This window comes from Chitinophaga sp. YIM B06452 (genome assembly GCF_039655965.1).
Taxonomy (GTDB): Bacteria; Bacteroidota; Bacteroidia; order Chitinophagales; family Chitinophagaceae; genus Chitinophaga.
Window position 1 is genome coordinate 954,539 of sequence record NZ_JAWLKY010000002.1, and the last position, 12,888, is coordinate 967,426.

9 protein-coding genes are annotated in these 12,888 nt (G+C 53.8%); 6 read left to right on the forward strand and 3 right to left on the reverse strand.

Annotation, left to right across the window (positions count from 1 at the left end; genetic code table 11):
• Positions 1 to 115: 115 nt before the first annotated feature.
• Genes R3I13_RS13590 through egtD form a run of 5 tightly spaced genes read left to right on the forward strand, consistent with a single transcriptional unit; the run spans position 116 to position 5,941 of the window.
• A complete protein-coding gene (locus tag R3I13_RS13590; protein ID WP_346318507.1) occupies positions 116 to 1,489 on the forward strand; it encodes a mercuric reductase in 1,374 nt (457 codons plus the stop codon).
• Positions 1,482 to 2,213 (forward strand): ABC transporter ATP-binding protein, encoded by a 732-nt coding sequence (locus R3I13_RS13595; RefSeq protein ID WP_346318508.1) that lies wholly within the window; start codon positions 1,482 to 1,484, stop codon positions 2,211 to 2,213. Before R3I13_RS13590 ends, R3I13_RS13595 begins: the two co-directional genes overlap by 8 nt.
• Positions 2,210 to 3,760 carry an ABC transporter permease/substrate-binding protein gene (locus R3I13_RS13600; RefSeq protein WP_346318509.1) on the forward strand — a complete coding sequence of 517 codons (1,551 nt, stop codon included), beginning with the start codon at positions 2,210 to 2,212 and terminating at the stop codon, positions 3,758 to 3,760. Before R3I13_RS13595 ends, R3I13_RS13600 begins: the two co-directional genes overlap by 4 nt.
• Positions 3,760 to 4,935 (forward strand): ergothioneine biosynthesis protein EgtB, encoded by a 1,176-nt coding sequence (gene egtB, locus R3I13_RS13605; protein ID WP_346318510.1) that lies wholly within the window; start codon positions 3,760 to 3,762, stop codon positions 4,933 to 4,935. Before R3I13_RS13600 ends, egtB begins: the two co-directional genes overlap by 1 nt.
• Before the next feature lie 19 nt (positions 4,936 to 4,954).
• Positions 4,955 to 5,941 (forward strand): L-histidine N(alpha)-methyltransferase, encoded by a 987-nt coding sequence (gene egtD, locus R3I13_RS13610; RefSeq protein ID WP_346318511.1) that lies wholly within the window; start codon positions 4,955 to 4,957, stop codon positions 5,939 to 5,941.
• A 193-nt stretch (positions 5,942 to 6,134) separates the two neighbouring features.
• Here the strand turns inward: egtD and R3I13_RS13615 are convergent, their stop codons facing one another.
• On the reverse strand, positions 6,135 to 8,549 hold the full coding sequence (locus R3I13_RS13615; RefSeq protein WP_346318512.1) for an FtsX-like permease family protein: 2,415 nt from the start codon (positions 8,547 to 8,549) through the stop codon (positions 6,135 to 6,137).
• Between the two features lie 163 nt (positions 8,550 to 8,712).
• Here R3I13_RS13615 and R3I13_RS13620 point away from each other — a divergent pair, with 163 nt between their 5' ends.
• Positions 8,713 to 9,351 carry a hypothetical protein gene (locus R3I13_RS13620; RefSeq protein ID WP_346318513.1) on the forward strand — a complete coding sequence of 213 codons (639 nt, stop codon included), beginning with the start codon at positions 8,713 to 8,715 and terminating at the stop codon, positions 9,349 to 9,351.
• A 164-nt stretch (positions 9,352 to 9,515) separates the two neighbouring features.
• Here R3I13_RS13620 and R3I13_RS13625 read toward each other — a convergent pair whose 3' ends face one another.
• Entirely contained in the window at positions 9,516 to 10,403 is an 888-nt protein-coding gene (locus R3I13_RS13625; RefSeq protein ID WP_346318514.1) for an aldo/keto reductase, read from the reverse strand.
• A 28-nt stretch (positions 10,404 to 10,431) separates the two neighbouring features.
• Positions 10,432 to 12,765: a gliding motility-associated C-terminal domain-containing protein gene (locus R3I13_RS13630; protein ID WP_346318515.1), complete on the reverse strand. Its 2,334-nt coding sequence runs from the start codon at positions 12,763 to 12,765 to the stop codon at positions 10,432 to 10,434.
• Positions 12,766 to 12,888 lie beyond the last annotated feature (123 nt).

Below are 12,888 nucleotides of genomic sequence, written 5' to 3' on the forward strand. Positions count from 1 at the left end.
TGGCGGGGCCGTCCGGTATATTTCCTGTTCCATCTTCTATACCTCAGCATCCATGGTATGAACATTGCACAGCCCGTACCTGTTATACTAGATTTACCGCCTGCAATATCATTTTATGAAAACATTCGACGCCATCATTATCGGCTCCGGCCAGGCAGGATCGCCGCTGGCGGAGAAATTCGCTGCAGCCGGCCGCAGTGTCGCGCTTATTGAAAAACGTTTTGCAGGCGGCACCTGCGTGAACGACGGCTGCACGCCCACCAAAACCATGATAGCCGCGGCGCGGCTCAGTTATCTTACCCGTAAGGCGCAGGCTTTCGGCATTCCTTCAGACCCTTCACAGGTAGCGCTCGCCGCCGTGATGCAAAGGAAAAATGAAGTGGTGGAGAGTTTCCGTTCGGGGATTGAAAGGTCGCTGCAAAAAAAGGAGAATATTGAACTGATATACGGAACCGCATCCTTCACCGGTCCCGGGACCGTCAGCGTGAACGGCGAAACGCTCACCGCGGAACATATCTTCATCAACACCGGCGCAAGGCCTGCCATACCTGATATACCAGGGCTTGCAGCAACGGGTTATCTCACTTCCACCACCATTCTCGATCTCGAAGAAATACCCGCACACCTGGCCATACTCGGCAGCGGATACATCGCCATGGAACTGGGGCAGATGTTCCGCCGCTTCGGCAGCCGGGTGACCATCATAGAGCGTGGCCCCTCGCCGCTGAATAAAGAGGACGATGATGTTGCAGCCTCCGTTGTGAAGATATTGGAAGAAGAAAATGTTACTTTTCTTACAAATGCCGCGGTTAACAAAGTATCCCGTAAATTAGACGGAACAACGGAGCTGACATTGATGCACAACGGCGGGGAAAAACACATTACATGCAGCCACTTGCTGGTGGCTGCCGGCAGATCGCCCAACACGGAAGCGCTGAACCTTCCCGCCGCAGGCGTCAAAACCGGCCCCGGCGGGTATATTGAAGTGAATGACCGGCTGGAGACCTCCTCGCCCGGCGTTTATGCGCTGGGAGATGTGAAAGGAGGCCCGGCTTTTACGCATATTTCCTATAACGATCACCTTATCGTGGCCCGCAATATCTTAGAGCACCAGGCATTGACCATTACAGGCCGTTTAACGCCCTATTGCATGTTCACCGATCCTGAACTGGGCCGTGTAGGCCTCACCGAAAAAGAAGCGCTGAAACAGGGCTTTAAAATCAAAGTAGCGCGCCTGCCGCTCGCCAGGGTGGCAAGAGGCATAGAGACCGGCGAAACGCGGGGGCTGATGAAAGCGGTGATAGATGCGGACAGCAAACAATTGCTGGGCGCCGCCATCCTGTCCGTCAGCGGCGGCGAGATCATGTCTGTACTGCAAATGGCCATGATGGGGCGCATTACATATGAACAACTACGGGATAACGTGTTCGCACATCCCACATTCTCAGAATCCTTAAACAATCTTTTCCTTTCGCTCAATAATGATTGAAGTACGGCATCTCCGGAAGAATTTTAATGGCACGCCTGCCGTGCAGGACGTTTCCTTTAGTGTAGCGGAAGGCGAGAACCTCATCCTGCTCGGCACCAGCGGCTGCGGCAAAACCACCACGCTGCGCATGATCAACCGCCTGCTGGAACCCGACGGCGGCGAGGTCCTGTTCCGCGGCGTCAATACCCGCGATCTCAGGCCGGAGCTGCTCCGCCGCCAGATGGGTTACGTGATGCAGCAAACCGGCCTGTTCCCGCATTACACCGTGGAAGAAAATATCGCAATCGTGCCCAGGCTGGAAAAATGGGACAAACACCGCATCCATGAAAGGACCAGTGCGCTGCTCGCCAAGCTGGGCCTTGCCCGTGAAAGTCACGCCCATATGTTCCCGCACGAGCTGAGCGGCGGTCAGCAGCAAAGAGTGGGCCTTGCCCGCGCGCTGGCGGCCAACCCGCCGGTGTTGCTGATGGACGAGCCTTTCGGCGCGCTCGACCCCGTTACCCGCCACCGCATCCGCAAAGAATTCGCGGAGCTGGACGAGTTCAGGGAAAAGACCATCATCATGGTCACCCACGACATACAGGACGCCTTTGCACTGGGCGACCGCATTTGCCTGATGGACAAAGGGAAAGTAGTGCAGCTGGGCACCCCGGAAGAGCTGCGGGACCGCCCGGCCAATGAATTTGTAAGCAGCTTCCTGAAAGGTCAATATGAAGCGCCATGAACGGATTTTTTTCATTTCTCGCCTCGCAGTCTGACAAGCTGCTGCAGCAAACGCTCACGCACATCAATCTCACCCTGGTGAGCGTGGCCATTGCCATTGCTGCCGGCGTGCCGCTGGGCATCCTGGTCGCGAAAAGACAAAAACTTTCCGGCACGGTGCTGGGCTTTGCCGGCGTGATGCAGACCATTCCCAGCATTGCGCTGCTCGGCTTCCTGATACCATTGCTGGGCATCGGCCCGAAACCCGCCATCTTCGCGCTTTTCCTGTATGCATTGCTGCCCATTATCCGTAATACTTATACTGGCATCACCGGGGTGGACGCTACCGTGAAAGAAGCCGCAAAGGGCATGGGAATGACGCCCTGGCAAGTGCTTTTCAAAGTGGAGCTTCCCCTTGCCATGCCCGTCCTGATCGCGGGCATTCGTACCGCTGCGGTGATCAACGTGGGCGTGGCTACACTGGCGGCATATATTGCCGCCGGCGGATTGGGAGAATTCATCTTCGGCGGCATTGCGCTGAATAATACTGACATGATCCTGGCAGGCGCCATTCCCGCCGCGCTGCTCGCCCTGCTGTTCGACTTCCTGCTGTCGCGCATACAAAAGATCAACTGGCGGAAATACAAGCTGCTGCTGGGCGGGGCGGGTATCGCCGTGCTTTGTTTCGCCATGCTGCCCGCTGCTACCAAAAGCAAGCTGCTGGCTGGTTTTACACCTGAATTCATGGGCCGGCAGGACGGTTACCTCGGCCTGAAAAGCATATACGGCCTGCGCATCCCTACCGTGGTGATCAACGATGCCGTGATGTACCAGGCGCTGCACGAGAACAAACTCGACGTGGTGAGCGGGTACAGTACCGACGGGCGCATCCGCGCATATGACCTCGTGATACTGGACGACGACAAATTCATCTTCCCGCCATATTACGCCGCGCCTGTGGTGCGCCAGGCCGCACTGGAGCAGTTTCCCGAACTGGAAGGCGCGCTCAACCTGCTGGCCGGGAAGATCAACGACTCCGTGATGACATATCTCAATTACAAGGTCGATTACCTGAAACAAAGCCCTGAACAGGTGGCGCGGACCTTCCTGCAGGAAAACGGCCTGCTGCAGCCGCCGCGCGCGGGGAACAAAGGCCTGATCCGCATTGGGTCTAAGATATTCACCGAACAATATATCCTTTGCGAGATGTACAAAATGCTCATCCGCGGGCATACAGACCTGGGGGTGGATGCCAAAACCGGATTAGGTGGCACGAAAATTTGTTTTGATGCATTAACGAACAACCAGATAGACCTTTATCCCGAATATACCGGTACAGGTTTATTAGTGATATTGCAATCGCCGCTCACTGAGCAGCTGAGGAATAAAGACAGCGTTTATGAATACGTCAGGGCGCAGTTCAGCGAAAAGTACAGGCTTTCCTGGCTGAAGCCCATCGGCTTTAACAACGCATACGCATTAATGATGAGGAGGGGAAAAGCGGAGGAACTGAAGATCCGCACCATCACCGGCCTTACGCAATTGTTGAATACGCAAAAAGACCAGTAATGATCACAACTGCCGCCGCAACGTCACTGTTACAGCAGTACAGGAACGTGCGCAAATGGACGGAAGACATCTGCCGCCCGCTACAGAAAGAGGACTATGTGGTACAACCTGTGGAGTTCGTGAGTCCTCCCAAATGGCATTTAGGCCATACCACCTGGTTTTTTGAAACTTTATTATTGAAACCTTTTTTACCGGGCTATACCGAATACGATCCGAATTTCAATTTCGTGTTCAACAGCTATTACGAAAGCCTGGGCGCCCGCGTGATCCGCACCCAGCGCGGCAATCTCAGCAGGCCTACGGTGGAGGAGATCTACCGTTACCGCGCTTATGTGGATTCCGCTATGGAACAGTTGCTGGAAGCGCCACTCGCGCCCGAAGCGGAAATCATCCTTGTGCTGGGCTGCAACCATGAGCAGCAGCACCAGGAATTGCTGTGGTATGATATTAAATACATCCTGGGGCACAACCCCTTGTTTCCCGCGTATTCGGAAGACGACAGGAGCGAACATGCAGCCGCGCAGCCGAAAGGTTTTACAGAAATGCCGGGAGGCGTTTATGAAGCAGGCTTCTCCGGCCCCGGTTTTTGTTACGACAACGAGCTGGGCCGCCACAAGGTATACCTGCAACCGTATGCCATTGCCAACGGGCTGGTCACCAACGGCGAATACATCGAATTTATCCGCAGCGGCGGCTACAGCGAATTCTCGCACTGGCATGCAGAAGGCTGGGATTGGGTGAAGAATGGCAACATACAGGCGCCGCTTTACTGGCACCAGGTAGACGGCCAGTGGCAGCATTACACGTTATACGGCCTGCAAACCATCCGAACTGGAGATCCCGTTCATCATATAAGTTTTTACGAAGCCGCGGCATTCGCAGCCTGGAAAGGCCTGCGCCTGCCCACAGAATTTGAATGGGAAGCGGCAGCGGACAGGTTCAGCTGGGGCCGTTGCTGGGAATGGACGGAGAGCGCCTACCTCCCCTATCCTGGCTTTGAGCGCGTAGCGGGGCCGGTCGGGGAATATAACGGCAAGTTCATGGTAAACCAGAAAGTGCTGCGCGGCGCCTCTGATTATACGCCCAAAGGCCACAGCCGCTCCACTTACCGGAATTTTTTCCATGCGCCCATGCGCTGGCAGCTGTCAGGCATCCGGCTGGCCAAAACTTTATAGCACCACAAAAAAATTAACGATGAGAACAGCATTGGCATATAACAGCGCCGGCACTTCAGAAAAACAGCTGCCGGCATTTGAAAAAGACGTATTGGAAGGTTTGAAAGAAGTGCCCAAGCGGCTGCATTCCAAATATTTTTACGACGCCAAAGGCGACGCATTGTTCCAGCAGATCATGCATTGCCCGGAATATTACCTCACCCGCTGCGAAATGGAGATCCTGCGCGGCCAGGCCGGGGAAATTGCGCAAACGCTGCGGCAGCATGCACCCGTGTTCGACCTCGTGGAGCTGGGCGCGGGCGATGCCTCCAAATCCTTTCACCTGCTGAAGGAATTGCTGCGCACCGGCGCCATGGATACTTATTTCCCCATCGATATTTCACGCAATATCATCGCCCAGCTGCAACAATCGCTGCCGGCAAAGCTGCCCGGGCTCACGGTACAGGGGCTGAACGGAGAATACATGGAAATGCTCCAGGCAGCGCAGCGTTTCACCGGGCGGCCTAAACTGGTGATGTTCATGGGTTCCAGCATCGGCAACTTCACGCCGGCCGAAGCCGTGCAGTTCTGCACCAGGCTGCGCCAGCAATTGCAGCCGGGCGACCTGCTCATGATCGGCTTCGATCTCCGCAAGAACCCGCAAACGATACTGGATGCGTATAACGACAAGGCCGGCATCACCCGCGCCTTCAACCTAAACCTTTTAGAACGCATCAACCGCGAGCTGGACGGGGATTTCGACCTTTCTCAGTTTGAGCATTTTCCGATTTACGATCCGCTTACCGGCTCATGCAGGAGCTTTTTGATCAGCCTGAAAGAACAGGCCGTACATATCAGCGGTCAAACGATCCGCTTCGCGGCCAACGAGCCTTTATTCATGGAAATATCACAGAAATACACGGTGGAAGAGATCAATGAACTGGCCTCCCGCAGCGGCTTCAGGCCGGTAGAATTCTTTTATGACAGCAAACGCTGGTTCACCGATGTGTTGTGGCAATGCAGGTAGCCGTTATTACGGGAAAAGCCCGTCATTGCGAGGAGCTGCAAGGAATTCTATGCGACAGGAAGCGCGACGAAGCAATCTCCACACACTGGGAATGTCAACCCAATGCAAGAGATTGCTTCGTCGCTCCCCCGCTCTGACCCGGCAGCTCCTCGCAATGACGGATTTCCGTGATCAATGACGGGAGGAATTAAGATCAATCTATTTTCAAACTCTGCACCGGGTTGCTGCGCGCGGCCCGCAAAGCCTGGAAGCTCACGGTGAACAGCGCGATGAAGATCGCAATGATACCCGCTGCGATAAATATCCACCAGCTGATATCGATCCGGTAAGCAAAATCCTGCAGCCAGGTGCGCACCGCAAAAAATGCGATCGGCCAGGCGATCAGGTTGGCGATGATCACCAGCTTCACGAAATCCTTGCTGAGCATGGCCACAATGTTCTCCACCGTAGCGCCCAGCACTTTCCTGATCCCGATCTCTTTCACCCTTCTCTCCGCCGCGAAAGATGCGAGGCCGAAGAGGCCCAGGCAACTCACGATAATGGCCAGTACAGCCAGTATTGTCACGATGCTGCTTACCTGTGAATCTGAGTGGTATATCTGCGCAAAATGTTCGTCCAGGAAGCTATAAGAGAAAGGGTAATTGATAACGTGTTTTTTCCATACCGATTCTATGAAAGCGAGCGCTTCTTTTGTACGGGTGCCGCTGATGCGGATGGAAATTTCCGAAAAGCCCCATTCCTGCTGGTTCATCAGCATCAGGGTCTCTATTTTATGATGCAGGGAATTAAAGTTAAAATCCCGCGCCACACCTACGATCCTGCCGGCGGTATCCAGCCCCATGAACCCAAAGCCGAACCTTTTCCCGATAAGCGATTCCAGTGAAGTTCCCTTCTTTTCGTTCTTCAGCAGTTCATGGGCCAGCGTTTCATTGATGATATACTCCTTTCCGTTGGCGGATATATCCTTTGAGAAGTTGCTGCCGGCTGCAAGCGGTATTTTATATAACGTAAGAAAATCCTTGTCCACGATCACCTGCGAGGTGGTAAGCTTTCTCACAGGGCCGTCCCCGTGAAAGTTCACACCAGACTGGTGAAGATTATTACCCAGCCGTTGCTGCGATCCGGTTACGCCACTGATCAGCGAACTGCCCAGCAATTCGTCTTTCATGGCCTGGTATTTGAAATTGGACTCATTGTCCAGCGGCACCAGCAACACCTGGTCGCCATTGAAGCCACGGTCTTTCGTTTGCATGAACCGCAGCTGCTTCAGGGCAAACACGGTGGCAATGATAAGAAATACCGCCCCGGTAAATTGTGCCACCACCAGGGAATTGCGCAGCAGGCTCTTGTTCTTTCCCGTTACCACAGAACCTTTCAACACCTTCACCGGGTGGAAAGAGGAAAGGTATCCGGCGGGATAAAGCCCCGCCAGGATCCCAACCAGCATGGTTCCTGTTATAAATCCAATAAGTAATCCGGGATTGGTGAAAATAGGGAATTCCAGCGGGCGGTCACTGAAATTGCGCACCCATGGAAGGCTCAGCTTCACAATAGCCACGGCAAATACCAACGCGATCAGCGACAGCATTACGGATTCGCCCATGAACTGCCAGGCCAGCTGCGAGCGGTGCGCGCCGATAGATTTGCGGATACCTACTTCCCTGGCCCTTTCCGCAGACCTTGCGGTGGAAAGGTTCACAAAGTTGATGCACGCTATCACCAGTATCAGCACAGCGATAAAGGAAAAGATGTACGTATAGCGGCGGTCAAATTTTTGCGTATTATTGTAGTCGTGCGTGATGGCATTGGATGCGGCGTGAACGTCTGAAAGCGGCTGCAGGAACAGCTCATAGCCCTTCCAGTTGTCATTCTCCGCCAGGTATTTTTTGAGGAATGCGGGAAATTTGTTTTCCAGTCCTTTGATATTGGCATTTTTATCCAGCTCAAGATAGGTGACCAGCCAGTTGCCACCCCAGTTCCGCTCCCATTCTGCATTATATACCGTATTCAGGGATATCAGCGCCTCGAATTGCAAATGGGAATTTGCAGGCACATTCATGATGCCGGTAACGGTCAGGGCAATCGTGTCATTCAAATAACGCATCACGGTTTTGCCCATGGGGTCTTCGCTTCCGAAGATCTTCTTCGCCGCGTCCTTAGTGAGCACTATGCTGCCGGGTTTCATGAGCGCAGTATTCCTGTCTCCCTCCAGGAGAGGAAAATCAAATATCCGGAAGAAAGTGGAATCTACCCAGTTGGAGCTTTTGAGGTAATGCCGTTTGTCTTTATAAGTAAGCCCGATTTCCCCGCCCTGGTTAACGCGCACGAAATTTTTGATCTCCGGGTATTCCAGCTTCAGCGCGGTAGCCATGGGATACATGCTGAGCGCTACATTCTGCGGCGCCACCAACCCTTCCTGCTTCTGCACTTCACACAACCGGTACAGGTTCTTTGTATGCATCCCGTCGAAACTCTTTTCGTATGAAACGAACAGCAGGATCACCATACAGGCTGCCATCCCGATGGCCAGGCCAATGATGTTGATGAAAGAGAAGGTCTTGTTTTTCAACAGGTTCCTCCAGGCGATTTTGAGGTAGTTCTTGAACATGTGTTACAGGCCGTCAAATTAAATACCTAAGGGAAATATCATTGAAATTCAACCAGATACCAACCTTTCAAGCTGTTGTTCTGTCCGGAAATGCGACAGCAGGTGTCCGATAATGAACACTTTGGCCCTCCCCTTGTTAGGTTTTCTATAAACCATCAAGCTTATGAAAAGAATATCCTGGCTAATGCTTTGCGCCTCCATAGTATTAACCGCCTGCAGCACCACCACCCGTGTAACGGAATTTTACCGGAACCCGGATGCCCCGAAAAAAACTTACCAGTCTATTTTCATCGCCGCACTGGTGCATAATGTGAATGCGAAAAATTCTATTGAAACCAATCTTGCCAATGCCGCACAGGCGAGAGGATATAAAGCCATTAAAAGCGCGGACGTGTTCCCGCCCAATTTCACCCGCGACAAGATCCCCAATAAAGAAACGATCCTCAACAAAGTGCGTGAGCTGGGCTGCGATGCTATTTTCACAGTAGCGCTGGTAGACAAAACCAGTGAAACCCGCTATGTGCCCGGTTCAGGCCCCTACCGCCCCTATCCTGCCTTTGGCTGGTACGGCAACTTCTGGGGCTATTACAGCTACTGGGGCCCCATGATGTACGATCCCGGGTATTACACGACAGACAAAACCTATTTCATGGAAGGCAACCTCTACGACGCAGCAAGTGAAACGCTGCTTTTCTCCATGCAGTCCTCCACCATGAATCCCAATAGCGTAGATGATTTTTCGAAGAGCTACACTGCGGCGCTGGTGGGTGAATTGGAGAAACAGGGGTTATTGAAGAAATAATCTAAATAGCCGAAAAGCCCGTCATTGCCAGGAGCGGCAGAGCCAAGCGGGTGGGGCGACGACGCAATCTCCTGCTTTGAATTGATATGTCCTGTGTTTGGAGATTGCTTCGTCGCGCCCCTGCACAAAGTCCCGCGCGGTTCCTCGCAATGACGCGATCCGTTTTATACATGCTGCGTATATTCCTTCACCGGGATAGACGCAGTAAGCTGTTCATATTCCATTTCATTCAGCCGCGGTGTTTCCTCCGCCAGTTCCTCCAGTTGTGCCATGGTCCTGATCCCCACAACAGCGCTGGATACTACGGGATGCATCAACGCATACTTCAACGCGGTCTGCGCGGGGCTGCGCTCTTCCGAAACGGCTTCTATTGCCTCTTTTGCCTTCTGTACTTCCGCTTGGCTGTAATCCAGGTAAGGCACGGCAGGTTTATTTACAAGCAATCCTTTTGCCAGGCTGCCGCGCGCCAGCACGCCAATGCCATGCTGCTGCAAAACGCCGAAGCAGGAAACCTCCGGCCGCCGGTCCAGCAGGCTGTATTGCATCATCACCGTAACAATGTTGGAACGTTTGGCGTACTCGCGGATCACGTTGGGGCGGATGGAAGAAATACCGTAATACAATATTTTCCCTTGTTGCTGCAGTAATTCAAATGCCTCAATAGTTTCATCGATCGGGTCTTCGATGGTGCCGCCGTGAAGTTGATAGAGGTCTATCCGGTCCGTCTGCAGGCGTTGCAGGCTATTTTCAACGGAAGCGATAATGTATGCTTTCCGCGGGTTCCAGTCCCAGCCGGAACCATCGGCCCGCCATTCGTTGCCGACTTTCGTAGCGATCACCGCTTCCTCTCTCTTCCCTTTGAGGGCTTTGCCCAGCGTGGATTCGTTGAAACCTTTATCGTAAAGGTCCGCTGTATCAAAAAAATTGACGCCCAGGTGCAGGGCGCGGTGAATAAGCGTTGCATTGGCCGCATCGTCCATCCCGAGGGACATGCAGCCGAATGCCACTTCGCTCACTTTCAGCGGGGAACGGCCCAGTGTGTGATACTTCATGCTTCTAAGGTACAACAATCCGCGGGCCTTACCGCACCAGCACTACCGTGCCTTTCCGGTTCACTTTTTCGCCCAGCTGGTCCGTGTATTCCAGCATCCAGGCATAGGTGCCCACGTCTGCGGGCGAACCGTTGATCTTGCCGTCCCAGCGTTTATTGAAGTCGTGCGTTTCGAAAACGAGCTGGCCGCCGCGGGTGTACACCGCCAGGCGGAGCTGGGTTGCTTTGTATGCATTGATGGGATAAAAGAAATCGTTCACGCCATCGTTGTTCGGCGAAAAGGCCGAGGGCACTTCCACGAAACAGCTGCGCGCCGCTTTGATGCGGTGTTCTGCCGTATCGCGGCAGTTCTTGTCATTTTCTACGATCAGGCGGATGGTGTAATCCTGGTCGCGGAACTGCGGGAAATAACGCATGGGGATGGCTTCTTTACCGGAGGAAATGGCGTTGTTGCCATAATCCCAGGTCCAGCGGATAATGTTGCCTGTGCTGTGGTCTGTGGCCTGAACGGCTTCCAGCGGGCAATACGGGCCATAGTCCACGCTGAAATCCGCCGTGAGCTCGCTGATGATGGTAATGGTCGTGTCTTTCTGCGCGGAGCATACACCGTTGCTGACCGTCAGCGTTACGGCTTTGTCGCCGAAGCTGTCGTATACTTTCACGGGGTGTTGTATGCTGAAAGGTTCCGCCCCATCCAGCAGCCAGTTCCAGGAATTGACATTGTTCCTGCCATGATGATGGAAACTCGCGGTGGTGAGCTTGCAATTGAAGGTGAGATCGAATGAGAAATCCGCATTCACGGTATCGGCTGTATTAAAAGCGGCGATCTGCCCGGTGGCAGCGGGTTGCCAGCATTCGCTCAATAAAGTGTTGCCGTCGGTGCCCAGGGCTGTTATTATTTCAAACCTGCCGCCTGTTTGCACCGGCCGGTTAAAACGCAGCTCCACGGAATCCGTGTAACCGTTCGCGTTACAACTGCCGGCAGCGGCGGTGATGGTAATGCTGTTGTTGCCGCGGATAATAAAATCACTGCCGTCTGCCGCTATGGAACTGCAACGCACCGGTATGCTCAGCCCAACCTTTACCGCTGCGGGCTCGCAACCGGGCATTGGGATGCTTCTCAGCAGCACAGCTGGTTGCGGGGGAATATCGAAAGTGGCCTGGCCGCCGGGTAAGCTGGGAATGTGGCATTCACTGAGCACGCTGCCCGCCAGCCTTACGGTGTAGGTACCGGGCGTGATGATGCGGCTGCTTAGCCTCAGTGTAACGGTTTTGGTAAGATCGCTGGCAGCGCAGGCGGTAACCGCCGAAACGATGGTCACGCCTGCCGGCCCGGTGATGGTGAAGTCGCTGCCATTGGCTGCTACGGAGCTGCAACGGACATCGTCCGGGAATTCAAGCACCACTTCATCAGGCCCGCAGGGCGGTGTTTTGACAGTGGCCATGCGCGGCGCGGGGAACGCCGGCACGGAGAAACTCATGTTCTCACCTGCGAGCATTTGTTTGTTGCAGGCGTTGAATAAAGTATTGTTGTCGCTGCCGTTGCGTACAGTGACCGTATAATTGCCCGGTGCGGGCGGGCCGGCGAGGAAAAGCGTGATGGAATCAAGGTCGAAACCATTGGCGCAGGTAACGCCCCTGGCAGACAGGATGGCGGGCCCACCCGGCGAAAGCCGGAAATCGCTGCCATTGGCGGCAAGGCTGTTGCACAGTACTTTCCTGCTCAGCTTGATGCCGATGGAATAGGAAGCGCAATCATATTTCAATGAAGTGATCTCCGGCAGCAAAGGATCGATTATTTCCGCGGTGCCGCCGCCGAAGCTCAGCTTGTAGCCGCTTTGCCCATCGCTGAAGTGGCTGATCAGCAACAGGTATTCGTGCCCTTCCACCAGTTCAGGCATTTTGCTGAACAATGGCTGACCGGGGCCGCCGCATACATCAAGGCGGGTGCCTGCAGACGATGCACCCGTAACGCCAAATTCCGCCGTCCAGTTCATAGCCACGTACATGCTCCGGTCTGTATACACATTGCTGGGATTCTTGCCCGTTATGTCGAACAGTTGCCAGTCGTAATCTTCCGCCAATGTCAGCGGCGTGATCTCGAAACCAAGCGTGCCTGATTTGTAACAGGTGAATTTATACCAGAAAGGGTTCTTGTCCATATGAGGCCCGTCCCCGAAAGTATTGCAGACAGGCCCGGGCACTACACCGGTGCCGCAGATGGGAACGGATTGCTGAAGAAAGGTCTGGTCGCCGCAAACAGGGAACGCGGTGGACGGGTTTTGTCCCAGCGCAGTGCAGGTTTGGGCTTCGGCGCGGGTTGCGAATACCAGCAGCAGGTATAGTAACGTTTTTTTCAGCATGAATCCATTTAAAGCCTCATGGCATAGTGCATAAATGTACGGATTAAATCTTTTTTTGGGAGATTACCATTCATCCATCCCATTTTCATTTTAAAGGTTTTTATTATATTTATATCCGTTAAT

Bases quoted from the DNA above. Each gene is read 5' to 3' on its own strand.
- R3I13_RS13630 (WP_346318515.1), bottom strand. From the start codon at position 12,765: ATGCTGAAAAAAACGTTACTATACCTGCTGCTGGTATTCGCAACCCGC.
- R3I13_RS13590 (WP_346318507.1), top strand. From the start codon at position 116: ATGAAAACATTCGACGCCATCATTATCGGCTCCGGCCAGGCAGGATCG.
- R3I13_RS13625 (WP_346318514.1), bottom strand. From the start codon at position 10,403: ATGAAGTATCACACACTGGGCCGTTCCCCGCTGAAAGTGAGCGAAGTG.
- R3I13_RS13595 (WP_346318508.1), top strand. From the start codon at position 1,482: ATGATTGAAGTACGGCATCTCCGGAAGAATTTTAATGGCACGCCTGCC.
- egtB (WP_346318510.1), top strand. From the start codon at position 3,760: ATGATCACAACTGCCGCCGCAACGTCACTGTTACAGCAGTACAGGAAC.
- R3I13_RS13620 (WP_346318513.1), top strand. From the start codon at position 8,713: ATGAAAAGAATATCCTGGCTAATGCTTTGCGCCTCCATAGTATTAACC.
- egtD (WP_346318511.1), top strand. From the start codon at position 4,955: ATGAGAACAGCATTGGCATATAACAGCGCCGGCACTTCAGAAAAACAG.
- R3I13_RS13600 (WP_346318509.1), top strand. From the start codon at position 2,210: ATGAACGGATTTTTTTCATTTCTCGCCTCGCAGTCTGACAAGCTGCTG.
- R3I13_RS13615 (WP_346318512.1), bottom strand. From the start codon at position 8,549: ATGTTCAAGAACTACCTCAAAATCGCCTGGAGGAACCTGTTGAAAAAC.